Annotated in this window: 20 protein-coding genes and 2 pseudogenes; 12 read left to right on the plus strand and 10 right to left on the minus strand. The window is 75.0% G+C overall.

The window, feature by feature from the left end; translation table 11 throughout:
- Window positions 1–83: 83 nt before the first annotated feature.
- On the minus strand, window positions 84–785 hold the full coding sequence (locus tag VSR01_RS14875) for a metal-dependent transcriptional regulator (RefSeq protein ID WP_326449689.1): 702 nt from the start codon (window positions 783–785) through the stop codon (window positions 84–86).
- Between the two features lie 141 nt (window positions 786–926).
- On the opposite strand from VSR01_RS14875, the gene VSR01_RS14880 reads away from it, so the two are divergent.
- Window positions 927–1,703, plus strand: coding sequence for an SIS domain-containing protein (locus VSR01_RS14880; RefSeq protein ID WP_326449690.1), 777 nt, complete (start codon window positions 927–929; stop codon window positions 1,701–1,703).
- Window positions 1,704–1,829: 126 nt separating this feature from the next.
- Here VSR01_RS14880 and VSR01_RS14885 read toward each other — a convergent pair whose 3' ends face one another.
- A complete protein-coding gene (locus VSR01_RS14885; RefSeq protein WP_326449691.1) occupies window positions 1,830–3,230 on the minus strand; it encodes a PAS domain-containing protein in 1,401 nt (466 codons plus the stop codon).
- A gap of 396 nt (window positions 3,231–3,626) precedes the next feature.
- Window positions 3,627–4,266: pseudogene (gene pdxH, locus VSR01_RS14895) on the minus strand (pyridoxamine 5'-phosphate oxidase).
- Window positions 4,267–4,585: 319 nt separating this feature from the next.
- Here pdxH and VSR01_RS14900 point away from each other — a divergent pair.
- Window positions 4,586–5,686: a citrate synthase 2 gene (locus VSR01_RS14900; protein ID WP_326449692.1), complete on the plus strand. Its 1,101-nt coding sequence runs from the start codon at window positions 4,586–4,588 to the stop codon at window positions 5,684–5,686.
- A 114-nt stretch (window positions 5,687–5,800) separates the two neighbouring features.
- The gene (gene serC, locus VSR01_RS14905) at window positions 5,801–6,919 is read left to right on the plus strand and encodes a phosphoserine transaminase (protein WP_326449693.1); all 1,119 of its coding nucleotides are present in this window, start codon (window positions 5,801–5,803) and stop codon (window positions 6,917–6,919) included.
- A gap of 32 nt (window positions 6,920–6,951) precedes the next feature.
- Here serC and VSR01_RS14910 read toward each other — a convergent pair whose 3' ends face one another.
- Window positions 6,952–8,007 (minus strand): hypothetical protein, encoded by a 1,056-nt coding sequence (locus VSR01_RS14910; protein ID WP_326449694.1) that lies wholly within the window; start codon window positions 8,005–8,007, stop codon window positions 6,952–6,954.
- Between the two features lie 47 nt (window positions 8,008–8,054).
- Between VSR01_RS14910 and VSR01_RS14915 the strand changes: the two genes are divergently transcribed.
- Window positions 8,055–8,738, plus strand: coding sequence for a GDSL-type esterase/lipase family protein (locus VSR01_RS14915; protein WP_326449695.1), 684 nt, complete (start codon window positions 8,055–8,057; stop codon window positions 8,736–8,738).
- A gap of 32 nt (window positions 8,739–8,770) precedes the next feature.
- Window positions 8,771–9,766 carry an aldo/keto reductase gene (locus tag VSR01_RS14920; RefSeq protein ID WP_326449696.1) on the plus strand — a complete coding sequence of 332 codons (996 nt, stop codon included), beginning with the start codon at window positions 8,771–8,773 and terminating at the stop codon, window positions 9,764–9,766.
- Between the two features lie 211 nt (window positions 9,767–9,977).
- On the opposite strand, the gene thpR is transcribed toward VSR01_RS14920, so the two are convergent.
- Genes thpR through VSR01_RS14935 form a run of 3 tightly spaced genes read right to left on the minus strand, consistent with a single transcriptional unit; the run spans window position 9,978 to window position 12,571 of the window.
- Complete coding sequence (gene thpR / locus VSR01_RS14925) at window positions 9,978–10,676, minus strand: RNA 2',3'-cyclic phosphodiesterase (RefSeq protein ID WP_326449697.1); 699 nt, start codon at window positions 10,674–10,676, stop codon at window positions 9,978–9,980.
- Between the two features lie 9 nt (window positions 10,677–10,685).
- Window positions 10,686–12,137, minus strand: coding sequence for an MFS transporter (locus VSR01_RS14930; RefSeq protein WP_326449698.1), 1,452 nt, complete (start codon window positions 12,135–12,137; stop codon window positions 10,686–10,688).
- A 56-nt stretch (window positions 12,138–12,193) separates the two neighbouring features.
- Complete coding sequence (locus VSR01_RS14935; RefSeq protein WP_326453668.1) at window positions 12,194–12,571, minus strand: MarR family winged helix-turn-helix transcriptional regulator; 378 nt, start codon at window positions 12,569–12,571, stop codon at window positions 12,194–12,196.
- Window positions 12,572–12,813: 242 nt separating this feature from the next.
- On the opposite strand from VSR01_RS14935, the gene VSR01_RS14940 reads away from it, so the two are divergent.
- The gene (locus tag VSR01_RS14940; RefSeq protein WP_326449699.1) at window positions 12,814–13,035 is read left to right on the plus strand and encodes a ribbon-helix-helix protein, CopG family; all 222 of its coding nucleotides are present in this window, start codon (window positions 12,814–12,816) and stop codon (window positions 13,033–13,035) included.
- Here VSR01_RS14940 and VSR01_RS14945 read toward each other — a convergent pair.
- The gene (locus tag VSR01_RS14945) at window positions 13,005–14,459 is read right to left on the minus strand and encodes an NCS2 family permease (RefSeq protein ID WP_326449700.1); all 1,455 of its coding nucleotides are present in this window, start codon (window positions 14,457–14,459) and stop codon (window positions 13,005–13,007) included. The two genes, VSR01_RS14940 and VSR01_RS14945, sit on opposite strands and share 31 nt — an antisense overlap.
- A gap of 188 nt (window positions 14,460–14,647) precedes the next feature.
- Here VSR01_RS14945 and VSR01_RS14950 point away from each other — a divergent pair, with 188 nt between their 5' ends.
- Together VSR01_RS14950 and VSR01_RS14955 are read left to right on the plus strand one after the other, a co-directional pair.
- A complete protein-coding gene (locus tag VSR01_RS14950; protein WP_326449701.1) occupies window positions 14,648–14,944 on the plus strand; it encodes a DUF2530 domain-containing protein in 297 nt (98 codons plus the stop codon).
- Between the two features lie 83 nt (window positions 14,945–15,027).
- The gene (locus VSR01_RS14955; protein ID WP_326449702.1) at window positions 15,028–17,415 is read left to right on the plus strand and encodes an HAD-IC family P-type ATPase; all 2,388 of its coding nucleotides are present in this window, start codon (window positions 15,028–15,030) and stop codon (window positions 17,413–17,415) included.
- A gap of 102 nt (window positions 17,416–17,517) precedes the next feature.
- On the opposite strand, the pseudogene VSR01_RS14960 reads toward VSR01_RS14955, so the two are convergent.
- Window positions 17,518–20,792: pseudogene (locus VSR01_RS14960) on the minus strand (sacsin N-terminal ATP-binding-like domain-containing protein).
- Between the two features lie 398 nt (window positions 20,793–21,190).
- On the minus strand, window positions 21,191–22,090 hold the full coding sequence (locus tag VSR01_RS14965; RefSeq protein WP_326449703.1) for a DUF3027 domain-containing protein: 900 nt from the start codon (window positions 22,088–22,090) through the stop codon (window positions 21,191–21,193).
- A 267-nt stretch (window positions 22,091–22,357) separates the two neighbouring features.
- On the opposite strand from VSR01_RS14965, the gene VSR01_RS14970 reads away from it, so the two are divergent.
- The 4 genes from VSR01_RS14970 (at window position 22,358) to VSR01_RS14985 (ending at window position 26,148) form a co-directional block, all read left to right on the plus strand.
- Window positions 22,358–23,818 carry an MFS transporter gene (locus tag VSR01_RS14970; RefSeq protein WP_442785465.1) on the plus strand — a complete coding sequence of 487 codons (1,461 nt, stop codon included), beginning with the start codon at window positions 22,358–22,360 and terminating at the stop codon, window positions 23,816–23,818.
- 87 nt (window positions 23,819–23,905) lie between these two features.
- A complete protein-coding gene (locus tag VSR01_RS14975; protein WP_326449704.1) occupies window positions 23,906–24,397 on the plus strand; it encodes a hypothetical protein in 492 nt (163 codons plus the stop codon).
- Between the two features lie 148 nt (window positions 24,398–24,545).
- The gene (locus VSR01_RS14980) at window positions 24,546–25,214 is read left to right on the plus strand and encodes a futalosine hydrolase (RefSeq protein ID WP_326453670.1); all 669 of its coding nucleotides are present in this window, start codon (window positions 24,546–24,548) and stop codon (window positions 25,212–25,214) included.
- Window positions 25,207–26,148: a 1,4-dihydroxy-6-naphthoate synthase gene (locus VSR01_RS14985; protein WP_326449705.1), complete on the plus strand. Its 942-nt coding sequence runs from the start codon at window positions 25,207–25,209 to the stop codon at window positions 26,146–26,148. The genes VSR01_RS14980 and VSR01_RS14985 overlap by 8 nt, the downstream gene beginning before the upstream one ends.
- The last annotated feature ends 129 nt before the right edge of the window (window positions 26,149–26,277 follow it).

Genomic DNA, 26,277 nt, shown 5'->3' on the forward strand with positions numbered 1-26,277 from the left:
GGTCGGGGCACGTGCGGGTCGGTGCGCGTCGGGGCAGCGCCGAGCGCGGGGCGTCCCCGGGCGATCCGGGAGCGGGCCCGGGCTCAGCGCTTGGCGACGAAGACGTGCGAGGCGACCTCGGCGTCCAGCTCCGCGGCCTCGCCGCCGCTGCCCACCAGCACGCCGCCGGCACCGCCCGCGCCGCCGGTCACGCTCACCACGGCGCCCGGCTGCACGCCGGCCCGGCGCAGCGTGTACATCACCTGGGGGTCGGTCTGGATCGGCTCGCCGATCCTGCGCACCACCACGCTCGCCCCGACCTCACCGGGCCGCAGGTCGGTCAGGCTGACCATGCCCTCCTCCAGGAAGGGGTCGGCCTGGCCGCCCTCGCCCAGCTCGTCCAGGCCCGGGATGGGGTTGCCGTAGGGCGACTCGGTGGGGTGCCGCAGCAGCTCCAGCACCCGCCGCTCCACCGCCTCGCTCATCACGTGCTCCCAGCGGCAGGCCTCGGCGTGCACCTGCTCCCACTCCAGGCCGATCACGTCGACCAGCAGGCATTCGGCGATCCGGTGCTTGCGCATCACCCGGGTCGCGGTGCGACGGCCCTCGTCGGTGAGTTCCAGGTGCCGGTCGCCGGCCACGTGCAGCAGGCCGTCGCGCTCCATCCGCGCCACCGTCTGGGAGACCGTCGGGCCGCTCTGGTCGAGCCGCTCGGCGATTCGGGCGCGCATGGGGACCACACCCTCCTCCTCCAGCTCCAGGATGGTGCGGAGATACATCTCCGTCGTGTCGATCAGTCCGGACATCGCGCCCCTCGTGTCATTCGTGCGTGGCCCTGGCCCAATTCTGACGCATGCCGCCGACAACCGGCCCCCGCTCGGCCGCCCAGCACCCGGAGCGGCCGGTTTTCTTGACACCGGCCGCGTCCTGGCAGCACGGTGATCCGCATGATCGAGCCCCCCGCGGAGCGCGCGGACCAGGACCCCTCCGACCGGTTCTTCGACGCGGCGATCGCGTTGCTGCGCCGGGTGCGCGACGAGGAGGGCGCGGCGATCCGCGCCGCCGCGACGGCGGTGGCCGACGCGGTCGCCGCCGGGGGCCGGGTGTTCGTCTTCGGCGCGGGACACTCCTCGCTGCCCGCGCAGGACGTGGTGTACCGGGCCGGCGGGCTCGCGCTGGTCAACCTGCTGGCCGTGCCCGGCGTGGTGGGCGTGGACGTCATGCCCGCCACCCTGGGCAGCGCGCTGGAACGCGTCGAGGGCCTGGCGACCGCGGCGCTGGACACCAGCCCGGCCAGGGCCGGGGACGTGCTCTTCGTGATCTCGCTGTCCGGGCGCAACACGCTTCCGGTGGAGATGGCCGTGCACGCCCGCGCCCTCGGGCTCACGGTGATCGCCGTGACCTCCGTCGCGTACGCGGAGCAGACCGGCTCACGCCACTCCTCCGGCACGTTCCTGAAGGACCACGGCGACATCGTGCTGGACTCCAAGATCGCGGTCGGCGACGCCGAGCTGGCCGACGAGGCCGTGCCCGCGCCCTTCGCGCCGGCCTCCACGGTGGTCACCAGCGCGCTGATGCAGGCGGTGATGGCGACCGCCGCCACCGACCTGGCCCGCCGCGGGATCGCCCCGCCGATGATCCGCTCGGGCAACGTGGACGGCGGCCACGAGTGGAACGGCCGGGTCTTCGAGGAGCACCGCGAGCGGATCTTCTTCCGCCACTGACGCGTACGCCACCGAGCCGCCTCTTCGGCCGCTGAGCCACCGAGCCGCCGCACCCGCGCCCGCCTCGTACGGCCCCGTACGGCCCCCGTACGGCCTCGGCCCACGTCCCGCGCGGACGCCGGCCCCTCAGCGCTCCCCCGCCTGCTCCGCCAGGTCCAGCGCCATCGCGATCCGCGCCGCGACGTCCTCCGCGTACGCCGCGTCCGCCCGGTCGAACCGCCGCCGCCCCGCGCCGCGCAGGAAGGTGACCGCGCCGACCGTGCGGCCCCTGCTGCGCAGCACCGAGCAGAGGCCGTGCACGGTGCCGGCCGGCCACCGCCTGGCCGCCGCCCAGGCGTCGGCCTCCGCGCCGGTGCCCGCGCCGGTGCCCGCGGTGCCGGTGCCGGTGCCCGCGCTCGCGCCGGCGGAACCGGCCGCGCCGCCCGCCTCCCTCGCGCCGAAGGCCGCGCGGACCGTGCCGAGGCGCTTGACCGCCTGCGGCGCGGGATGGCCCTGGGGGTAGCCGACCGGGATGCCGCCGCCGGGGCCCGGCTCCGCGGGGCCGGGCTCGCGGTCCGGGGTGGCCGCCAGCCGCACCAGGCGGCCGGCGTCGTCCAGGACGTCGATCAGCGCGTGGTCGGCGAACCCGGCCAGCGCGAAGTCCAGGTGCAGCGCCGCCGCCTCCAGCGCGCTCTCGCACTCGGCGGCGGCGCGGTCGGCGCGGTGCAGCTGCTGGGACCTGAAGCGGGCCTGCACGCCCTCCTTCTCGGCGGTCCTGCCCGCGGTGACGTCGGAGAAGAGCCAGCCGACGCCCAGGGGCGCGGGCTCCTCCCCCAGCGGCGAGCCGAGCCGTACGAAACCGCTGCGCCAGCAGCGCCTGCCGCCCTCGGTGTCGCCGCTCGGAACCACCCACAGGTCGGTGACCGCGGTCGGCGCGCCCTCGGCGAGGACGTACTGGAGGGCGTTCTCCAGCTCCTCCACGCCCTGGCCCAGCAGGTCGCCGAGCGGGCGGCCGAGCACGTCGCCGCGGTCGGCCCGCAGCAGCCGCGCCGCCTCGTCGTTGGCCTGCACCGGGCGCAGGTCGGCGTCGATGACCACGACGGCCCAGGGGGCGTCGGCGAACAGCGCCTCGCCGAGCGCTATGGAGCGTTCCAGGCCGATCTGGGCGTGCACCTCGGAGAAGGCGCAGTACAGGCCCGCGGGCCGGCCGTCGGCGTCGGCGACCGCCGCGGACTGGGTGCGCACCAGCACCCGGCGGCCGTCCTTGGTGACCAGCGCGAACTCGTTGACCTGGCGGCCGGGGCCGTCCATCGCGGCCAGCAGGCGCTCCTCGATCTCCTTGGCGTCGGCGGGCCGGGCCGCCCAGCCGCCGAGGCCGGGCCTGCCCACCGCCTCGGCGGCGCTCCAGCCGAGGATGCGGGACGCCTCGGCGTTCCAGTGGGTGACCACGCCCTCGCGGTCGAAGGCGCACAGGCCCGCCTCCATGCCGTCGAGCAGCGCGGCGAGCAGCAGCTCGCCGTGTCGGGATCGCGCATCGGAAGACCGCACGTCACACCATTCAACCCTGGTGTGGGCTGAGTCACACGGGATTTCGATAAATGACTTGTCCGTGCTCCGGATCGCTTTTTAGTGTGGGGGCACACATGAAGGGAGGTGGTCTGAAGCATGAGTTGCACTCGGACACGTGAGGTGGCTGCGGGCTAGCTCCGCGCACTCGGCGTGCGTCGTGATGCTCGCCAATCCCACGCAGTTCACCCGACCCGCGGGCTCGTCGGATCTGTCCGGCCGGTGCTCGGAGCCACCCGGCTCCGGGGAGCAGCCCGCGGGTCGCTTCATGTCCGGATTCATGTCGGGATTCATGTCCGGATTCATGTCCGGATACGCGCGGACACGTCCGGGCGGGCCCGTACGTCCGTCCCGCCCCCGCCCGGCCGGCGCCCCGGCTCAGGGCGCGAGGCGCTCCACGGCCCAGCCGCCGCCGGCCGCCGGCACGTACCGCAGCCGGTCGTGCAGCCGGTTCTCGCGGGCCCTGCCAGAACTCCACGCTCACCGGCTCGACGAGGAAGCCGCCCCAGCGCGGCGGCACCGGCACGTCGGTCCCCTCGGGCCAGCGGGCGGCGGCGGCCGCGTACCGCTCCTCCAGCTCCGCGCGGGAGGCCACCACCGCCGACTGCTCGCTCGCCCACGCGCCGATCCGCGAGCCGTACGGGCGGCTGCGGAAGTACGCGGCGGTCTCCTCGGCGGGCACCCGGCGCACCGTGCCGGCGACCAGCACCTGGCGGGCCAGCGCGTGCCAGGGGAAGAGCAGCGCGGCGCGCGGGTTGGCGGTCAGCTCGCGGCCCTTGCGGGAGTCGTAGTTGGTGAAGAAGACGAAGCCGCGCCGGTCGTAGCCCTTGAGCAGCACCGTGCGGGAGCTGGGCACGCCGTCGGCGTCGGCGGTCGAGAGGACCATCGCGTTCGGCTCGGCGAGCACGCCGTCGCCCGCGGCGGCGACCGCGTCGCGGAACCAGCGGGCGAACTGCCGGTACGGATCGGCGGCCAGCTCCTGCTCGGTCAGCCCGGCCGCCCGGTACTGGCGGCGCATGGCCGCGGGGTCGGGGGCGGCGAGCGTGTCTGGGGAGTCGGCGGAGTCAGGGGAGTCGGGGAAGTCGGGGGACTCGAAGGCGTGGAGGGAGTGGAGGGAGCCGGCTCCGGCCGCCTCGGCCGTCCGGTGGCGCGTGTTCTGTGGTTCGGGCACGCCGTCATCTTGCAGGAGTCGGCCGGAATCGGGCGGCAGCAGCGCGGTGTGCGGCATCTCACCCGCTCCCGGGCGGCAGACTGCCGGGAGACTGGATCGCCACACCTTTCACGCACACGTGGTTCACACGCACCTGATCCGACGGAAACGCCAAGGGAGCCGCTTCATGTCCGACTTCGTGCCGGGACTCGAGGGAGTCGTCGCGTTCGAGACCGAGATCGCCGAGCCGGACAAGGAGGGCGGCTCGCTCCGCTACCGCGGCGTCGACATCGAGGAACTCGTCGGCCACGTCGGCTTCGGCAACGTCTGGGGGCTGCTGGTGGACGGCCGCTTCAACCCGGGCCTGCCGCCGGCCGAGCCGTTCCCGATCCCGGTGCACTCCGGGGACATCCGGGTGGACGTCCAGTCCGCGCTGGCCATGCTCGCGCCGGTGTGGGGGCTGAAGCCGCTGCTGGACATCGACGAGCACGAGGCCCGGGACAACCTCGCCCGCGCCGCGGTGATGGCGCTGTCCTACGTCGCGCAGTCCGCCCGCGGTCAGGGGCTGCCGATGGTGCCGCAGAGCGAGATCGACAAGGCGCACTCGATCACCGAGCGGTTCATGATCCGCTGGCGCGGCGAGCCCGACCCCAAGCACGTCGCGGCGGTGGACGCGTACTGGTCCTCGGCCGCCGAGCACGGCATGAACGCCTCCACCTTCACCGCCCGGGTCATCGCCTCCACCGGCGCGGACGTGGCGGCGGCGCTGTCCGGCGCGGTGGGCGCGATGTCCGGGCCGCTGCACGGCGGCGCGCCCTCCCGGGTGCTGGGCATGATCGAGGAGATCGAGCGGACCGGCGACGCCGAGGGCTACGTGAAGGCGGCGCTGGACCGCGGCGAGCGGCTGATGGGCTTCGGCCACCGGGTCTACCGGGCCGAGGACCCGCGCGCCCGGGTGCTGCGGCGCACCGCGCGCGAGCTGGGCGCGCCGCGCTTCGAGGTCGCCGAGGCGCTGGAGAAGGCCGCGCTGGCCGAGCTGCACGCGCGCCGCCCGGACCGGGTGCTGGCGACGAACGTGGAGTTCTGGGCGGCCATCGTGCTGGACTTCGCGGAGGTGCCGGCGCACATGTTCACCTCGATGTTCACGTGTGCGCGCACGGCCGGCTGGTCGGCGCACATCCTGGAGCAGAAGCGCACCGGCCGCCTGGTCCGCCCGTCCGCGCGCTACACCGGCCCGGCGACCCGCCCGGTGCGGGACATCGAGGGGTACGACCGGATCGCGCACTGAGCACCCGCCCGTCGCGCGGCCGGTCAGGCACACGGCCGGCCGCGCGCCGTCTCACGCCGTCTCATCCGGTGGAATGGTCACGGAAACATGACGGTTACGCACTACGCTGCGAGCGTGGCCGATATCCAGATTCCCGCTGACATCAAGCCCGCCGACGGACGGTTCGGGTCGGGCCCCTCCAAGGTGCGGACCGAGGCGCTCGACGCGCTGGCCGCCACCGGGACGTCCCTGCTCGGCACCTCCCACCGGCAGGCCCCGGTGAAGGACCTGGTGGGCCGGGTCCGCGAGGGCGTACGGCAGCTGTTCTCGCTCCCCGAGGGCTACGAGGTGGTGCTCGGCAACGGCGGTTCCACCGCCTTCTGGGACATCGCCACGCACGGCCTGATCGAGGCCAAGTCCCAGCACCTGTCGTTCGGCGAGTTCTCCTCGAAGTTCGCCAAGGCCGCGCAGCAGGCGCCGTGGCTGGGCGAGCCGACGATCGTGACGTCCGAGCCGGGCACGCACCCCGAGCCGGTCGCGGAGGCGGGCGTCGACGCCTACGCCTTCACCCACAACGAGACCTCCACCGGCGTCGCGGCGCCGATCCGCCGGGTGCCCGGCGCCGACGACGGCGCCCTGGTGCTGGTCGACGCCACCTCGGGGGCCGGCGGCCTGCCGGTGGACATCGCCGAGACGGACGTCTACTACTTCGCGCCGCAGAAGTCCTTCGCGGCCGACGGCGGCCTGTGGATCGCGGTGTTCTCGCCGGCCGCGCTGGAGCGCGCCGAGCGGATCGCCGCCTCCGGGCGGCACATCCCGGCGTTCTTCGACCTGCCGACCGCGATCGACAACTCGAAGAAGAACCAGACGTACAACACCCCGGCGCTGGCCACGCTCTTCCTGCTGGACCAGCAGCTGGACTGGATCAACGGCCAGGGCGGCCTGAAGTGGGCGGTGAACCGCACCGCCGACTCCTCCTCGCGGCTGTACGGCTGGGCGGAGAAGGCGTCGTACGCCGCGCCGTTCGTCGCCGACCCGGCGCAGCGCTCGCAGGTCGTCGGCACGATCGACTTCGAGGACGGCGTCGACGCCGCCGCGGTCGCCAAGGCGCTGCGGGCCAACGGGATCGTGGACACCGAGCCCTACCGCAAGCTGGGCCGCAACCAGCTGCGGGTGGCGATGTTCCCGGCCGTCGACCCGGCCGACGTGGAGGCGCTGACCGCGTGCGTCGACTACGTCATCGGCAAGCTGTGAGCTGACCCCGCTCGCGCCGCCGCTCCCGCGCCTCAGTCCCGGGGGCGGCGGCGCAGCACCCTGCGCAGCCAGTACGCCAGGCCGAAGATGCCGGCCAGGATGAAGATGCCGAGCGCCTTGCCGCCCGCCTTGTTCGTCGAGGTGGTGGAGGTGGGCGCGGTCGAGGGCGTCACCGTGCCCGAGGCGGCCGGGGCGTCGCGGCCCGCGGCGTCCTGGCCCGCACCGCCCGACGCCGCCGTGCCGCCCGCGCTGTCCGGCAGGTCCTGCCCGCTCAGCGGCACCTTCCACACCTGGCTGTCCGAGCCCTCGCTGCCGTACATCAGCGCCGTGCCGTCCGGGGTGAACGCCACCGACTCGCCCTGCGGCTGCATCGGCACGGTGACGCTGCCGATCTTCCGCGGCCGGTCGTCGGCCCAGCGGTACTCGGTGGCCCAGAAGTAGCCGCGCAGCACCAGACGGCTGCCGTCCGGGGAGAAGGAGCCGTCGGTCACCCACGGCACGTCGCCGATCGGTGTGAAGACGTTGACGCCGTGGGCGCTCAGCTTCGCCGGGCCCTGGTAGAGGTGGCCGCCGTCCTCGTTCTTGCTGGCGATGTAGAGCCGGCCGGTCCTGGGCTGGACCATCAGCGCCTCGGCGTCGCGCGGGCCGTCGGAGTAGCGGACGGTGTAGCGGGTGACGTCGACGCTCTGGTCGCGCAGCTGCTCGGGCTCGGGGAAGCGGTAGACGTACACCTGCGGCCAGGAGCCGTTCAGGTTGTCGCCGATGTCGCCGAGGTAGAGGTCGCCGTCCGGGCCGATGGAGATCGCCTCGACGTCGCGGGCGTGCACGCCGCGCATGGTCACCTTGGCGACGGTCTTCCCGGTGGCGGAGTCGACGGCGTAGACGTAGGGGCCGTCGCCGCTGTCGTTGTGCGTCCAGTAGATGCCGGGGTGGCTGCGGCTGGCGATCAGCCCGCTGGACTCACCGATCCGCGGGTCGCTGATCCGGAAGGCCGCCGACGGGCCGCTGTGGGCGGCGGCCGGCGCCGCGCAGCCGCAGGTCAGGGCGAGGGCCGCGGCAGCGGTGGCCGCGAGGGGGAACGCACGCATGCACCCCAGTGTCCATGGTCCCCCCGCGGTCGGAGATGATGCCCCGCATGCGCTACCTCTTCGTCGGCGACTCCATGACCGTCGGCTCGGCCGGCGACTTCACCTGGCGCTACCGGATGTGGCAGCACCTGTGCCGCGGCGGCGAGCCGTTCTCGGTGGTGGGCCCGCGGGTGACGCTGTACGACAAGGCGACCGACGCGGCGGACTCCGCGGACTACGCCGACCCGTCCTTCCCGCCGCACGCGCGGCGGCACCTGGCCGGCTGGGGCGAGGGCTGGCGGCACCTGGCCCCGCTGATCGGCGACGCGGCGCGCGAGCACCGGCCGGACGTGGCCCTGGTCTCGCTCGGCCTGATCGACCTGGGCTTCTTCACCGACGCGCGGGAGACCGCCGAGCACGCCGTGCACTTCATCGAGCAGGCCCGCGCGGCCCGGCCGCGGATACGGATGGTGCTGCTGCCGGTGATCCCCAACACCCGGGCCGACCTGGACCCGGACTTCGCGGTGCAGTGCGCGGAGCTGAACGAGCGGCTGGCCAAGGCGGTGGCGGACCTGGACACCCCGGCCTCGCCGCTGCTGATGGCCTCGCGCCCGGAGGGCTACGACATCCGACTGGACACCTACGACGGCACCCACCCCAACGCCGCGGGCGAGCACAAGCTCGCGGCGGCGTTCGCGGACGCGCTGCACCAGGCGTGGGGCATCGGCGGCCGGTACCAGGCGCGCCCTTGATTGGAGCGCACTCCAAGAGCTTGGCTTGACCCATGGAATACACGCAGCTCGGACGTACCGGCCTGAAGGTCAGCCGACTGGTCCTGGGGACGATGAACTTCGGCCCGCAGACCGATGAGGCGGACAGCCACGCGATCATGGACGCGGCGCTCGCGGCCGGCATCAACTACTTCGACACCGCCAACGTCTACGGCTGGGGTGACAACAAGGGCCGCACCGAGGAGATCATCGGCAGCTGGTTCGCCCAGGGCGGCGACCGCCGCGACAAGACGGTCCTGGCCACCAAGGTGTACGGCCACACGGGTCCGGACGGCCAGTCGTGGCCGAACCACGACAAGCTCAGCGCGCTCAACATCCGCCGCGCGGTCGAGGCCAGCCTGAAGCGGCTGCGCACCGACTACATCGACGTCTACCAGTTCCACCACGTGGACCGGGCGACGCCGTGGGAGGAGATCTGGCAGGCGATCGACGTCCTGGTGCAGCAGGGCAAGATCCTCTACGCCGGCTCCAGCAACTTCGCCGGCTGGCACATCGCGCAGGCCAACGAGGCGGCGGCGCGGCGGGGTTCGCTCGGCCTGATCACCGAGCAGTGCCTGTACAACCTGGTGGAGCGGCGCGCGGAGATGGAGGTCATCCCGGCGGCGCAGCACTACGGCCTCGGGGTGATCCCGTGGTCGCCGCTGCACGGCGGGCTGCTCGGCGGGGCGCTGCGCAAGCAGCGCGAGGGCGGCGGCTCCCGCTCGACCGGCGGCCGGTCCGCGGACGCGCTGAAGGACACGGCGCAGCGCGACCAGATCCAGGCGTACGAGGACCTGTGCGACAAGCACGGCCTGCAGCCGGGAGACGTGGGCCTGGCGTGGCTGCTGACCCGTCCCGGCGTGACCGGTCCGATCGTCGGCCCGCGCACGATGGACCAGCTGGACTCCGCGCTGCGGGCGGTGGAGCTGACGCTGCCGGAGGAGTTCCTGACCGCGCTGGACGAGATCTTCCCCGGCCCCGGGCCGTCCCCCGAGGCGTTCGCCTGGTGATCCCGGTGGACCGGCCGGGCCCCGCGGGCGCGGCCGGTCCCGGGGTGCGCCCCGCGGCGTGCCCGCGGCCGGCCCGGTCCTGGCCGGCGGCGCCGCGGGACATCGCCGCGGCGGTTCAGCGCACCGCAGCGGCGACGATCACCACCACGATCAGCAGGACGAAGGCGGCGGTCATCACGCGGGTGCGGGTCTTGGGGTCCACGCCCCGAGACTAACCGCCCGCGCCCGGCCCCCCGGCCGCAGGGGCGTCGCCGCCGGACACGCCCCGGGCGTCGTCGGACACGCCCCGGGTGTCGTCGGGTACGTCCCGGGCGGCACCCGCCTCGGCCGCCTCGCCCGCCGCCGCGCCCAGCGGCCACGCGGCGACCGTGTCGTAGCGGGGCTGCTCGCCGGGGACGCCGGAGCGCGGCGCGGTGCTGGAGACCAGGCAGAGGGTGTCCGCGGTCCAGGACGCGCCGCGGAATCCGGCCAGCTCCGCGGCGAACGGCCGCAGCGGTACGGGGCGGCCGCGCGCGGTACGGGCCAGCGTGAGATGGGCGCGGAAGCCGTGCTCCTCGTCCACGGGGGCGCCGGCCCGGCGGGCAGCGGCGCGTACGGACCGCGCGAGCCGCGCCAGGCCCGGCAGGTCGCCCTCGGCCGCGGCCCACAGCGCGCGGTCGCCGAACCGGCCGCCGCCGGCCAGCCGCAGGTCGTACGGGCCGTGCCGGCGGGCGGCGCGGGCCAGCCGCTCGTCCAGCTCGGGCCGCAGCGCGTCGGGCGTCTCGCCGAGGAAGGCGAGGGTGAGGTGCCAGCTCTCCGTCGGGGTCCAGCGCAGGTCCCCCGCACCGGGCAGGCGGCGCAGCGGCGCCGCGGCCCGGGCCAGCTCCGCGACGGCGGCGGGTGGCGGCAGCAGCGCCACGAACAGCCTCATGCGCCGACCCTACGCGGCCCGGGTGACACCGCCCGCCGCGGCCTTGCCTGCGCCGCCCGCCGCGCCGTCCACCACGTCGCCCGCGGCGGCCTCGCCGCCGGCCGTGGCGCCCGCCGCCTGCGCGCCTGCGCCGCCCGCCGCGCCGTCGCGGGGGACGAAGGCGATCAGCGGGCCGTCGCCGGTGCGCCGCGGGTTGAAGCGCAGCCGCAGGCCGCCCGCGCGGGCCAGCGCCAGGCCGACCCCGACCGCGGCGGCGGCGCTGACCAGGCCGCCGCTGAGGAAGCCGACGCGGGCGCCGTAGGTGTCGGTCACCCAGCCCATGACCGGGCCGCCGACCGGCGTGCCGCCGACGAAGACCATCATGTACAGGCTCATCACCCGGCCGCGCATCACCGGGTCGGTGGCCAGCTGCACGCTGGCGTTGGCGGTGGTGTTGAACGTCAGGCCGAAGACGCCGATCGGCACCAGCAGCGCGGCGAAGATCCAGAACTCCGGGGCGAGCGCGGCCACCGACTCCAGCAGCCCGAAGACCATGGCTGCGGCCACCAGCATCCGCAGCCGGGTGCGGCTGCGCCGGGCGGCCAGCAGCGCGCCGAGCAGGGAGCCCGCGGCCATCAGGGAGTTGAGCAGGCCGTAGGTGCCGGCGCCGCTGTCGAAGACCTTGTTGGCGAAGGCGGACAGCCAGATCGGGAAGTTGAAGCCGAAGGTGCCGATGAAGCCGACCAGCACGATCGGCCAGACCAGTTCCGGCCGGCCGGCCACGTAGCGCAGGCCCTCGCGGAGCTGGCCCTTGCCGCGCGGGGCGCGTTCGATCGTGTGCAGCTCCGAGGTGCGCATCAGCAGCAGGCCGGTGAGCGGTGCGAAGAAGGACAGGCCGTTGATCAGGAACGCCCAGCCGCTGCCCACGGCGGTGATCAGCACGCCGGCGACGGCGGGCCCGACCAGCCGGGCGGCCTGGAAGTTGGCGGCGTTCAGCGAGACGGCGTTGCGGACCACCGAGGGGCCGACCATCTCCACGACGAAGGTCTGCCGGGTCGGGTTGTCCACCACGGTGGCCATGCCCAGCAGGAAGGCGATGGTGTACACGTGCCAGACCCGCACCACCCCGCCGAGGGTGAGGGCGGCTAGCGTCAGCCCGAGCAGGCCCATGGCCAGCTGGGTGCACAGCAGGATCTTGCGCTTGGGGTAGCGGTCGGCGATGACCCCGCCGTAGAGGCCGAACAGCAGCATCGGCAGGAACTGCAGCGCGGTGGTGATGCCCACCGCGAAGGACGAGCCGGTGATGCTGAGCACCAGCCAGTCCTGGGCGATGCGCGACATCCAGGTGCCGGTGTTGGAGATCACGGCACCGGTCGCGAAGAGTCGGTAGTTGCGGATGCACAGGGAGCTGAAGGTGCTCGTCCTGGTCTCCGCGCCGCGGTCAGGTTCGGTTGCGGTGTGTGGTCCGGCTGCCGAACTCAATCGGTTCTCGCCTGCCCTTCGTCAGTCCTCACGTTCGGTTCTCACTGCGGCGACCGTCACAGGTGGGCCAGCTTCTCCAGCACCGGTGCGGCCCGGCGCAGGATCGCGAGCTCGTCCTCGTCCAGGCCGGACGCCAGCTCGGCCAGCCACGCGTTGCGCTTGGTGCGGCTCTCGGCGAGCATCGCCTCGGCCCGCTCGGTGCGGCTGACCACCACCTGGCGGCGGTCCTCCGGGTGCGGCTCGCGCCGGACCAGCCCCTTGGCCTCCAGCATCGCCACGATGCGGGTCATGGACGGGGGCTGCACGTGCTCCTTGCGGGCCAGCTCCCCGGGGGTCGCGGAGCCGCAGCGGGCCAGGGTGGCCAGCACCGACATCTCGGTCGGGCTGAGCGTCTCGTCGACGCGCTGGTGGCGCAGCCGGCGGGACAGTCGCATCACGGCGCCGCGCAGTTCGTTCACCGCGGCGCGGTCGGCCTCGGACAGTTCGGTCACGATCGTTAGTTTAGCTCATTACCTAGTCTAAGCAAAATCGGCCCGCGGACCTCCGCCGGCGTCCTCACCCTCGTCTTCCGGAGCGGACGCCGTTCAATCACGAAGCGACCGGATCTCACCCGTACGGGTGAGATGGCGACGGAAAGCGACACGCGCCGCCGCGTGGGCCGGGGACCGTGGGTGCCATGGCATCGAAAGTGCTCAGCCTCCGGATAGACGGAGATCTGTGGGACCGGATCCGCGGCCACGCCGCGCGACGCGGGATGAGCGCCCAGGACTACGTGGTCAGGACGCTCATCCGCGACGACTTCGACGAGCGGTTCATGGCCGCCGTGGAGGAGACCGACCGCTTCTACGGCCAGGCGCCGCCCGACCCTCAGACCAGGCCCAGCGCCGGCATCAGGTAGTAGAAGGCGAACACCGCGCCCACCGCGTAGAGCGCGAGCGGGACCTCGCGCCACCGGCCCGCCGCCGCGCGCAGCACGCAGAAGGCGATGAAGCCGATCCCGATGCCGTTGGTGATCGAGTAGGTGAACGGCATCAGCACCATGGTCAGGAAGGCCGGCACCGCGATGGTGTGGTCGCTCCAGTCGATCTCGCGGACCGAGCCGGACAGGATCAGGAAGCCCACCGCGATCAGCGCGGGCGTGGCGGCCTGCGCCGGGACCATGGTGGCCAGCGGCGTGAGGAACAGCGCGAGCACGAACAGCAGACCGGTCACCACGCTCGCCAGGCCGGTCCTGGCCCCCTCGCCGACGCCGGCGGTGGACTCCACGAAGCAGGTGTTGGCCGAGGAGGACGCGGCGCCGCCGGCGGCGGTGGCGATGCCGTCGATCATCAGCACCTTGTTCATGCCGGGCAGGTCGCCCTTGGCGTCCAGCAGCCCGGCCTCGTCGCTGACGCCGAGGATCGTGCCCATCGCGTCGAAGAAGCAGGACAGCAGCACGGTGAAGACGAAGAGGATGCCGGTGAGCACCCCGACCTCGTGGAAGCCGCCGAACAGGCTGACGTTGCCGACCAGGCCGAAGTCGGGGGTGGAGACCGGGTTGCCCGGCCACTTGGGCACCGTCAGGCCCCAGCTGCCGGCCGGCACGTCGGCGACGGAGTTCAGGACCAGCGCCAGCACCGTCATGGTGACGATGGAGATCAGGATCGCGCCCGGCACCCTGCGGATGATCAGCGCGAGCGTGAGCAGCGTGCCGAGCACGAAGACCAGCACCGGCCAGCCGTGCAGGTGGCCGTCGGCGCCGAGCTGCAGCGGCACGGTGGTGTGCGCGGCGTCCGGGACGCGGGTGACGAAGCCGGAGTCGACCAGTCCGATCAGCATGATGAACAGGCCGATGCCGATGGCGATGCCCTTGCGCAGGCCCAGCGGCACCGCGCTCATCACCCGCTCGCGCAGCCCGGTGGCGACCAGCACCATGATCGCCAGGCCGGCCAGCACCACCATGCCCATGGCGTCCGGCCAGCTCATCTTCGGCGCGAGCTGCAGGGCGACGACGGTGTTGACGCCGAGCCCCGCGGCCAGTGCGATCGGCATGTTGCCGATCACGCCCATCAGCAGGGTGGTGAAGGCGGCGGTGACGACGGTGGCGGTGACCAGCTGCCCGCCGTCCAGGTGGTGGCCGTACTTGTCGGTGCCCGCGCCGAGGATGATCGGGTTGAGCACGATGATGTACGCCATCGCGAAGAACGTCGCGAGGCCGCCGCGGATCTCGCGCGGCAGCGTCGAGCCGCGCTCGGAGATCCGGAACCAGCGGTCGGGGCCGGAGGCGGACGGTCGCCCGGTGGGCGTGGGGGCGTCGACCGGAGCGGGGGCCGAGGTGGGCATGCGGGTCCTTCGAGGAGCGGTGCGGGGACGGCGACCGCGCCAGGGGTTGGGCGATCGTACGAATGAATTCGGTCACCGGGTGACCGTTTCAGTATGAACATCCAGCAATCGGAACGCTATCTTCGCGCGTAGACCCCTGAGTCGACGGGGCAGCGCCGCCGTCCGCCGCCTAGTCATACGATGTCCGCATGACCAAGGAGCGGACCAAGGAGCGGACCCCCCTGCGCGAGGCCCCGGAGCCGCTGGAGGCCAACGACGTCGTGACAGTCACGGTCGGCACGATCGTGTGGTTCGCGCTGTTCGTCGTGCAGCTGCCGTTCTACGGCTGGTACTCCGACCACGGGCACACCTGGTTCATCTGGGCCTGTCTGGCCGGCGGCTGCCTTGGCCTGCTCGGGCTGCTCTACGTCCGGGCCCGGCGGGACGCGATCGCGCGGGCCGCGGCGGCGCGCGCCGGGCGGGAGGGCGACCCGCTCGCCGGCTGACCTCCCCCGGGGCCTGCTCCGGGTGACGCCCACCGGGTGATGCCCGCCGGGTGGACGCGGGCCCGCGCACGTACCGTCGGACCATGACCGAACGCATGGACGCCGGTGCCGCGGTCGACCGGGCCGGCGGGCTGACCTCGGCCGAGGTCGCCGAGCGGGTCGCCCGCGGCGAGGTCAACGACGTGCCGGTGCGCTCCTCGCGCTCGGCCGCCGACATCGTCCGGGCCAACGTCTTCACCCGCTTCAACGCGATCATCGGCGTGCTCTTCCTGGTCATCCTGGTGGTCGGCCCGATCCAGGACGGCCTGTTCGGCTTCGTGATCGTCGCCAACACCGCCATCGGCATCGTCCAGGAACTGCGCGCCAAGCGGACCCTGGACAGCCTCGCGGTGATCGGCGAGGCCAGGCCCACGGTGCGCAGGGACGGGGTGTCCGCCGAGATCCCCACCTCGGCGATCGTCCTGGGCGACCTGGTGGAGCTGGGCCCCGGCGACAAGGTCGTGGTGGACGGCACGACCGCCGAGGCGGACGGCCTGGAGGTCGACGAGTCGCTGCTGACCGGCGAGGCCGACCCGGTGCACAAGCGTCCCGGCGACCCGGTGATGTCCGGCAGCTTCGTGGTGGCCGGCGGCGGCGCGTTCACCGCGACCCGGGTGGGCCGCGAGGCGTACGCGGCGCAGCTCGCCGAGGAGGCGTCCCGCTTCACCCTGGTCGACTCCGAGCTGCGCGGCGGCATCAGCCGCATCCTGAAGTACGTGACGTGGATGATGGTGCCGACCGCGGTCGGGCTGATCATCAGCCAGTTCACGGTGGAGAGCAACGACGGGCGCGAGGCGGTGCGCCGCACGGTCGGCGGGATCACGCCGATGGTGCCCGAGGGGCTGGTGCTGCTGACCTCGGTGGCGTTCGCGATCGGCGTGGTGCGGCTGGGCCGCAAGCAGTGCCTGGTGCAGGAGCTGCCCGCGATCGAGGGCCTGGCCCGGGTCGACGTGGTGTGCCTGGACAAGACCGGCACGCTCACCGAGGGCGGCATGGACGTCGCGCGGGTGCGCCCGCTGGACGGCGCGCCGCCCGAGCGCGTCGCCCGGGTGCTGGCGGCGCTCGGCGCGTCCGAGCCGCGCCCCAACGCCAGCCTGCGGGCGATCGTCGAGGCCTACCCGCCGCAGGGCGCGGACGGCTGGCACGCCACCGGGACGCTGCCCTTCAGCTCCGCCCGCAAGTACAGCGGCGCGGCCCTCACCGAGCCGGACGGCGCCGCCTCGGCGTGGCTGCTCGGCGCCCCGGACGTGCTGCTGCCCGAGGGGCACGCCGCGCTCGCCGAGGTGGACCGGCTGAACGACCGCGGTCTGCGGGTGCTGCTGCTGGCCGGCACCGACCGGCCGCCGGACGACCCGCGGACGGCGGCGGCCGTGGTCCCGTACGCGCTGGTGGTGCTGGCGCAGCGGCTGCGCCCGGACGCCTCGGACACCCTGCGCTACTTCGCCGAGCAGGACGTGCGGGCGAAGGTGATCTCCGGCGACAACGCCGTGTCGGTGGGCGCGGTCGCCGCGCGGCTGGCCCTGCCCGGCGCCGAACACCCGGTGGACGCGCGGACGTTGCCGGCCGAGCGGGACGCGATGGCGGCGGCGCTGGAGGACGGCACGGTGTTCGGCCGGGTCACCCCGCGGCAGAAGCGGGACATGGTCGGCGCGCTGCAGTCCCGCGGCCACAACGTCGCGATGACCGGCGACGGCGTCAACGACGTGCTGGCGCTGAAGGACGCCGACATCGGGGTGGCCATGGGCTCGGGCTCGGAGGCCACCCGGGCGGTCGCGCAGATCGTGCTGCTGGACGACAGCTTCGCGACGCTGCCCTCGGTGGTGGCCGAGGGCCGCCGGGTGATCGGCAACATCACGCGGGTCGCCACGCTGTTCCTGACCAAGACGGTGTACTCGGTGCTGCTGGCGCTGCTGGTGGTGTTCTGGCAGATCCCGTACCCGTTCCTGCCGCGGCACCTGACGCTGCTGTCGACCCTGACGATCGGCGTCCCCGCGTTCTTCCTGGCGCTGGCGCCCAACAAGGAGCGCGCCAGGCCGCACTTCGTGCGCCGGGTGATGCGCTACGCGACGCCGGCCGGGATCGTCTGCGGCGCCGCGGCGTTCGTCGCGTACCTGGTGGCCCGGCACCACTACACCGGCGCCGGCGCGCTGGACGCCGAGACCAGCGCGGCGACGCTGACGCTGTTCCTGATGGAGGTGTGGGTGCTGGCGATCGTCGCGCGGCCCTACACCTGGTGGCGGGTGGGCCTGGTGTTCGCCATGGTCGCCGGCTTCCTGATCGTGCTGGCGACGCCCTGGCTCCAGCGGTTCTTCGCGCTGCGGCTGGTCGGCGAGCAGGTGCCGTGGACGGCGGTCGGCATCGCCGCGGCCGGCGGCGTGGTGCTGGAGCTGGCCTGGGCGCGGGCCCGCACCCGCGAGGCCCGCGCGGGCTGAGCCGGGGCGGGCCGGGGCCGGCGCGGCGGTACGGGTACGCGGCCCGCCGGTACGGGTACGGGAGCCGCCGCCGCGCCGCCGGCCGCCGCCCCGGCCGGGCGGTCAGTCGAACCAGCGGTCGCGCGCCAACTCCTCGGTGCGGGTGGGGTCCTCCAGCAGCGCGGCCAGTTCGAAGCGGCGTTCCCAGTGCCCGGCCGCCCAGGCCAGGCCCGCCGCCACGCCCTCGACGGTGGAGGCGTGCAGCACCCCGTCGGCGTACCGCCAGTCGACCTCGACGCCGCCGGTGACGAGCAGTTCCTCGTGTTCGACGTAGCCGGTCGGCGCACCGGGCAGCAGGTCGTGCACCGCGGGCAGCACCTCGTGCTCCTCGCCCTGCGACAGCACCCGCGCGGGCACCGCCTCGCTCAGCCGCCGCACCTGGAACAGGTCGGCCAACTCCGCGGCCAGCCGCGGCGGCACGGGCAGCAGCGGCAGCCCGTCGGCCAGCGGCAGCAGGTCCGGGGCGTCGGCGACCAGCGCGTCCGCCGCGGCGACCACGACGGTCTCGCCGTCCACCACGGCCCGCAACTCGTCGGGCAGCGTGACCTCGTCGGGGTCCAGCTCGGCCAGGGCTGCGTAGAGGCCGTGCAGTTGGGCCGGGCCCACCTCGCGGTCCGGGTCGGCGAGCCGGGCCAACAGCTCGGCCGCGCCGCCGGGTTCGGCGAGCAGCGCGGCGACCGTGGTCCGCACGCCGAGCGCGCGCAGCACCTGGTCGTCCACGCCCGCGCCGGTCTCCGCCTCCTCGTACAGCCCGGCCAGCAGCCGGTCGCCGCCCGCGGTGCGCAGGCCCACCGGGCTGCGGCCGTCCAGCACGGGGTGGTCCCGCAGCCACCACGCGGCGTACGGCCGTACGGACTCGGTGGTGCCGTCGGGCAGCAGCACCCGGACGGGTGCGGTGACCGCGTCGCGCAGCGGCGGCCGGGACAGCAGTGCGAGGGCCCGCGGCCAGGCGTCGTCGTCCACCAGGTCCAGGTCCCGCACGCCGACCACCTCGGTGGCCACCGGCGGCACATCGGTCTGCGGGAGCTGGTCCAGGACGTCCTCGCACCACACGTCGACGGCGTCCAGCAGGCCGACGTCGTCGGGCTCGGCCCAGTCGGTGTCGCGCGGTTCGAGGTCGTCGGGGTCGAGCACCACGTCGTCGGCGCGCACCAGCGCGAAGGTCGCGAGCACGCCGACCGCGGTCAGCGGCTGTTCCCCCAGCGCTCGGCCAACTCCGCGTCCACCGCGGCGAGTTCGCCCTCGCGCAGCACCGACTCCAGCGGGCTGCCGGGCAGCACCAGCTCGCCGGCCGGGGCGAGTTCGCCGTCCTCGTCGGGCAGCGCGAGCGCGCCGAGCCACGGCTCGTCGCCGGGCGCCAGTCCCGCGGCCGCCGCGAGGCCCAGCACGAGCTGCGCCAACTCCTCTGCGTCCAGGCCGCCTTCGTCGTCCCATGCGCCGCGGTCGTCGTCCAGCGAGGCGGCCACCGCGGCCCGCACCTGCGGGCTGGTCAGCACCGCGCGCGGCGTCGCGGGGGCGGCCCCGAGCTTCTCCAGCAGCGGGTGCGCGGCCTCGGCGTGCGCGACCCGCAGCCCCAGCCGGGCGAGCAGCGCGGGGTCGGCGGCGGAGCCGCCGTCGCGCCGCGGCCCGCCCTCGTCCCCGTACGCGTCGTGGTCGGCACGGTCGGCGCGGTCGGCGGGGACCGGCAGGAGGACCTGGCGGGGGCCGACGACGGTGCGGCCGTCGGCGAGCGGGACGGGCAGCCCGCTGAGGACGTCCGCGTCCGTGCCGGCGAGCGCGTCGTAGAGCCGCCGCCACCAGCCCGGCGGGCGCTCGGCGCCGGCCAGCCGGTCGACCGCGTCGGCCAGGGAGAGCCGCGCGACGCCCAACTGGCGCAGCGCGGGCCGCCGTTCGAGGGCGGCCGGGAGCAGGGTGGGCAGCACCTCGGCGAGGACGCGGACCGCCTCGGCGGTGGCGCCCTCGACCACCTCGGCCTCGACCGGGCGCAGCGCCTGGCCGTCGTGGGCGAGCGGGCCGGCGTCGTCCCAGGCGTCCGGGTCCGGGCCCGGCGGCTGCTCGGCGCCCGGCTCCGGCGGCGCGGCGCGCGGCAGGAAGGGCGTGCGGGGCAGCGCGGCCAGCACCCGGCGGCGCAGCTCCGCGTCGAGTTCGCCCTTGCCCAGCGGACCGGGCACCAGGTCGACCACGCCGGTGCCGGACGGCCGCCAGCCGGCCAGCAGCCGCACGTACGCCTGTGCGGCGCGGTCCAGCAGGAAGTCGGTGAGCGGCCCGGGCGCCGCGTGCCGCCGGGTCGGGTCCAGCGGGAACGACGCGAGCAGCAGCGCGGGCAGGCCCAGCGGCTCGTCGGTCGGCGTCGGCGCGTGCACGACGGGCGCGGTGCGCGGCGCGGCGGGCGCGCCCTCGGCGTCGACCGGCACCGCCCAGGTGACCGACCAGACCGGGCGCAGCCGCTCCTCCACCGGGCGGTCGGCGAGCAGTTCGGGCGCCAGCGCGCCGCCGGTGGCGTCCACCCGCCACCGGGTCGCGGCGCCGCGCGCGGAGTCCTCCACGATCACGTCGGCGCCGGTCGCGTCGTCGCCGGCCGGGCGGCGGGTCAGCGTCCGTACGCCCGCGGAGGTCTCCACGACGACCTCGGACAGGCCGGGCAGCGCGAGCAGCAGCGCGTCGTCCACGGCGTCCAGCAGGCGCCGCGCCAGGTCCTGCGCGGAGCCGTCGCGCAGCGGCAGCACCACCACCGTGTCGTAGCCCTCGGGGGCGCTGCCCTCGGCGGGGAACGGCAGCCGCAGCAGCGGCACGTGGCCCTCGCGGCGGCGCAGTTCGTCGGCCAGGCCCGGGACGCCGGCGGCCAGTGCGCGGGCCTCGGTCAGCGACCAGCGGACGCCGCCGCCGCGGCCGACGACGGCCGGTTCGTCGCTGACGGCGAGCACGGCGGCGAAGCCGACGCCGAAGCGGCCCACGGACAGCGGGCCGTCGTCGCGCTTGGCGGAGGCGCGCAGCGTGGACAGCGACTCCACGGCGGCGGCGTCCAGCGCGGCGCCGGTGTTGGCCGCGGCCAGCACGGCCTCGCCGCCGTCGGCGCCCGGCTCGGCGTCGTGCAGCGTCAGCCGGAGCCGTCCGGGGACTCCGGCGCGGACCGCCGCGTCGGCGGCGTTCTGGGCCAGCTCCACCACCAGGCGGTCGCGGTGGCCGCCGAGGGCGAGGTCCTCCTCGGCGTTGGCGTCCTCGCGGAAGCGGGCGGCCGAGGCGGTCCACGCGGTCAGCACCGCGTGGCGCAGCGAAGCCGTACGGAAGGGGTCCGGATGCCCTTCCGGAGCCGGTCGTCCCACCCTTGCGCGCGTCACGTACGCCCTCTCCTCGCCTCGCCCGGCCGTGTGCCCGGCCCGTCACCGGTGACCGTACCGCTCCGGCCGGACGTCGCGCCGACAGGGCTGCGGCTGGCGCTCCGGAGCGGTCCGCTCCGCCTCCTCGGGCCGATGACGAACCCGGCCTCCGCACCGACCCCGAGGCACGGTCGGCTGAACGCCGAGCGTCACCTCGCCATGGGCGCGGGGAACTGCGCGACCAGCCACAGCGCGGCCGGGCGTCGTCACCGGCCCGAGGGGGCTGTTCGGTTCGTTCCGGACCACCCGGCGAGTGGTGGGCTGGTCGCGCGGTTCCCCGCGCCCCTGACGTCAGCGCCCAGCGCACAGCTGGCCCCGAGGCTCTGTGCCCAAGGCCCAGCCCACGCGCACACGCCGCGTCAGTCGGTTTCCGGCGCGGCCGAAGGGCTCGGGGGGTCGCTCAGCGCGAGCGTCTCCGCGTCGTGGTACTCGTCCAGCGCCATCGGCGCCGGCTGCGGCGGGCGGGGCATCACCGCGGCCTCGGAGTGGCCCCCGCAGCCGTAGCCGAGCGAGACGAGCCGGCCGTCCGCCGGGGAGAACTCGTTCGCGCAGATGCCGAACGCCTGGCTGAGCGACCCGGCGATCGGCAGCAGGAACCCGCAGCTGACGCAGTTCGCCGGCGCGGCCTGCGCCATGGGCGTCTTCGCGCCGAACTGCTCCTCCCAGCGGTCGGCCGCCGCGTGCAGGCCGTAGCGCGAGAGCACCCGCTGCCGCCCGAACCCCAACTGCGCGGCGATCGACCCGATCGTGGCGACCGCGGGCGGCGGCGCGATGACGTCGGCCGGCTCCGTGCCGCCCGCGCCCCACTCGCCGTCCTCCGCGCCGCCGGCCTGCGCCGCCTGCGCCGCGAGCGCCTCGACCTCCGCGTCGGTGGGCGCCTGCTCCCCGGTCCAGCCGGGCTCCAGACGCAGGTCGTCCGCCTCGGTGGGCAGCAGGTCGCCCGGCCCCATGTCGCCCGGCCGCAGCCGCTCGCTCCAGGGCACCCACTCGGGCGCGAGCACCGCGTCCGGCCCGGGCACCAGGACCGTCTCGTCGATGGTCACCGCCTTCGCCCGCGACGCCCGGGTGAGCGTGGTCGCCCACTGCCAGCCGCGGTAGGCCGGTTCCTTGCAGGCGAAGAGGTGGGTGACGACACGGTCGCCCTCGGCGATGACGCCGAGGTGCTCGCCGACCGCGTGCGGCCCGGCCGCCTCCTCGGTGACGGCGAGCGCGACATCGACCGCCTCGGCGCACAGGCGGTCAGGGGTACGGCTTCGCATCGCAGGACTCACAGAAATCGTTTCTCTCTCTACGCCGTCTCACGTGTGCGCTCACGGGCGAACGGACCCGGCGGACCCGGTGCGAGCGAACGGCGGCGGAGCGGACCTGCGGACCGCGTCAACGCGTTGTTCCCTGCTTCCCCGGTCTGCCCGAGCGTCCTCGGGCGCACCTGTTCCCACCATTCTGCGCGATCGCACGCTACCTGTGCGCACCGCCGCCGCAAAGGAGGGGGTGCGCACACTTCCAATTGGGGCAGGATTGCGAACGTGGCACGAACCGTGACCGCGGGCCCAGGGCCCGTACGCCGGGCCGGACGCGCCCTCGCCAGCGTCGTGGGGCGGTCCGGTGGCGCCGTCGTGCGCCGGGTGCGCCGTTCGACGCACAAGGGCGGCGCGGGCGAGTCGGGCCTGGCGAAACTGATCGAACTGCACGCCGTGCACTCCGCGGGCGACATGCTGGTGACCGTCGCGCTGGCCAGCACGGTGTTCTTCTCGGTGCCCACCGGCCAGGCGCGCGGCCGGGTGGCGCTCTACCTGCTGATCACGATGGCGCCGTTCGCGCTCCTCGCGCCGGTGGTTGGGCCGCTGCTGGACCGGCTCGGCCACGGCCGCAGGGCCGCGATGGCCGGCTCGCTGATCGCCCGCGCGGTGCTCGCCTGGACGATGGCCGGCGTGATCAGCACCGCGGGCCTGGGGCTGTACCCGGCGGCGCTCGGCGTGCTGGTGGCCTCGAAGGCGTACGGCGTGGTGCGCAGCGCGGTGGTCCCCCGGCTGCTGCCGGAGAGAACCACCCTGGTGAAGGCGAACTCACGGGTCACCTTCGCGGGCCTGCTGACCACCGCCGTGGCCGCGCCGCTGGGCGCCGGCCTGCACGCCATCGGTGCGCCCTGGCCGCTGTACGGCGCGTTCGTGATCTACATCGCGGGCGCGCTGCTGTCGATGACGCTCGACCCCAAGGTGGATTCGGCCCGCGGCGAGAACAAGGCGCGGCTGTCGGCCAGCGAGGAGCCGTACGAGCAGGCGCGGGACCTGCCCGGCTCGGGCGACGGCGTCGGCGGCGCGGTGGGCGACCGGCTGGTCAAGGGCGGCGGCAGGGGCCGGCGCGGCGGGCGGCCCGCACAGCCGCCCGGGCTGCTCGGCGTCGGCTCCTCGGTGCTGCACGCCCTTCAGGGCAACTGCGGGCTGCGCGCGCTGTCCGGCTTCCTGACGATGTTCCTGGCGTTCATGCTGCGCGAGCACCACCTCGGCGGGCTGAGCGCGGCGATGTCGCTCGGCGTGGTGGGCGTCGCGGCGGGCGCGGGCAACGCGCTGGGCACGGCGCTCGGCGCGTGGCTGAAGGCCCGCGGCCCCGAGGTGATCATCGCCGGCGTGCTGGTGTGCGCGCTGGCCGCGGCCACGATGGCGGCCGGCTGGTTCGGCCTGGTCACGGTGGCGACGGTCGCCGCGGTGGCCGGCATCACGCAGGCGCTGGCCAAGCTGTCGCTGGACGCGCTGATCCAGCGGGACGTGCCGGAGGAGGTCCGCACCTCGGCCTTCGCCCGGTCCGAGACGACCCTCCAGCTGTCCTGGGTGATCGGCGGCGGCCTCGGCATAGTGCTGCCGCTCAACGGCTCGCTGGGGATGGCGGTCGCGGCCTCGCTGGTGCTGGTGGCGTTCCTGGTGTCGGTGCGGGGTCTGCTCGGCGCGGCGCGCAGGGGCGGCGGCACGGCCCGCGCCCGGGTGGCCTGATCCCGGCCCCGGCTCGGGGGCCCGGCCGGGATCGACACGTCGTACCCCCGCGCGGCCCGCGGGGGTGCGCCCGGTAGCCTCACCCCCATGAGCATTCGCCGCGCTGCCACCACCATCGGTGCCATCTCCCTCGGGCTGGTCGCCCTCACCGCCTGCGACAAGCCCACCGCACAGGCGACGGTGACCGTGGGCACCAGGACCGTCACGGCGGAGGCGGCCGACAAGTGCTACGCCGACGGCAAGAAGCTCCCGCAGCAGATCTTCGTGGCGTGCCTGCAGGCCAAGCCCACCCACCACATCACGGTCGGCGTCGGCGACAAGGTCCGCATCGGCGTCGACCCGTCGATCGGCAAGAAGGGCTGGCTGGTGGTCCGCAACACCTCCCTGGTGACCAGCGAGGTGCTCAAGGACAAGACGTACTGGACCGTGGACGGCGACCAGCTCTTCAGCGAGCAGGACCCGCAGACCGGTCAGACCTCGGTCGAGAAGTCCGTGACGCTCAACATCGTGGAGTCCAGCGACACCTCCGGCCAGGAGTCGTACCGCGTCATCCAGTTCACCCTCACCCGGGGGAAGTGACCCGCGGGCCGTGCCCCAGGTCGAGCCTCCCGCCGAGTCCCTGGCCGCGTCCCTGGCCGCGTCCCCGGCCGACTCCCCCGCCGAGCCCGAGGTCGAGCCTGCGCCCGCGCTCCCGGCCGCGCCGCCTTCCCGGCCCGCGCGCCGGCGGCTGCTCGTGGTGACCGCGGTCGCCGCCGAACGCGACGCCGTCGCCGCGGGGCTGGCCACGGCGTACGGGACAGCGGACGCGGCCGCGCGGGTGATCGCCGGCGGTGTCGGCCCGGCGGCGGCAGCGGCGGCCACCGCGCGCGAACTCGCCCTGGCCGAGGCGGCCGGAAACCCGTACGCGCTGGTGGTCTCCGCCGGCATCGGCGGCGGGTTCGCCCCGGCCGCGCCGGTCGGCTCGCTGGCCGTGGCGGACGCGATCGTGGCCGCCGACCTCGGCGCGCAGACCGACGCGGGCTTCGTCCCGGTCGAGGACCTCGGCTTCGGCACCGGCGCGCACCGGCCGGACCCGGCCGCCGCGCGCGCCCTCGCCCGCGCGCTGGGCGCGGCGCTCGGCCCGGTGCTGACGGTCGCCACGGTGACCGGCAGCGCGGCGCGCGCCGCGGAGCTGGCCGGCCGTCACCCGGGCGCGGTGGCGGAGGCGATGGAGGGCTTCGGCGTGGCGGAGGCCGCGGCGGCGGCCGGCGTCCCGGTCGCGGAGATCCGCGCGGTGTCCAACGCGGTGGGCCCCCGCGACCGCGCGGCCTGGCGGATCGGCGACGCGCTCGCCGCGCTGACGACGGCCTTCGGGAAGGTCCCGGCGGCCCTGGAGGTTGGACCGGAACATGACTGACGCCACGACCGAAACGACCGCCGCCGCCGGCGCGCGCACCCGCACCGACGACGCCGCCGCTCCCCGCGCCACCGGCGCCGCGGACGAGGCCCTGCGCATCGCGTACTCGCCCTGCCCGAACGACACCTTCGTCTTCCACGCCTGGGCGCACGGCCTGGTGCCCGGCGCGCCGCCGCTGGACGTCTCGTTCGCGGACATCGACATCACCAACGGCATGGCCGAGCGCGGCGAGTTCGACGTGCTGAAGGTGTCCTACGCCGTGCTGCCGTGGGTGCTCCAGGAGTACGCGCTGCTGCCGTGCGGCGGCGCGCTGGGCCGCGGCTGCGGGCCGCTGGTGCTGACCGGCGAGGGCGGCGCGCGCACCGGGGCGGAGCTGGCCGGGCGCACGGTCGCGGTGCCCAGCGAGCGGTCCACGGCGTACCTGCTGTTCCGGCTGTGGGCGGCGGCCGAGGTCCCGGGCGGGGTCGGCGAGATCGTCGTGCTGCCGTTCCACGAGATCATGCCGGCGGTGCGCGACGGGCGGGTGGACGCGGGCCTAGTGATCCACGAGGCCCGGTTCACGTACCAGAACTACGGGCTGCGCAAGCTCGCGGACATGGGCGAGCACTGGGAGGCCACCACCGGGCTGCCGATCCCGCTGGGCGCGATCATCGCCAAGCGGTCGCTGGGCAAGCAGCGGCTGCACGCGCTGGCCGAAGCGGCGCGCGCGTCGGTGCGGGCCGCCTGGGACGACCCGGCGGCCTCGCGGTCCTATGTGCTCGCGCACTCCCAGGAGATGGACCCGGCGGTCGCGGACCAGCACATCGCGCTGTACGTCAACGAGTTCACCGCGGACCTCGGCGAGGACGGCTACGCGGCGGTCCGCGGGCTGCTCACCCGGGCCGCCGCGGAGGGGCTGGTGCCGGAACTCGCCCCGGACGCGCTGGCGTTCTGACCGCCCCGGCGGCGGGCCGCAAGCCCGCGGCCGGGCGGAGCGGCCGGACGTCCAGGTCAGACTCCGAGCGGCCGGACCTCCGGCGTCAGACGCCCAGCGGCCGGACATCCGGCGTCAGACATCCGGCGG

It is taken from the genome of Actinacidiphila sp. DG2A-62 (assembly GCF_035825295.1).
Taxonomy (GTDB): domain Bacteria; phylum Actinomycetota; class Actinomycetes; order Streptomycetales; family Streptomycetaceae; genus Actinacidiphila.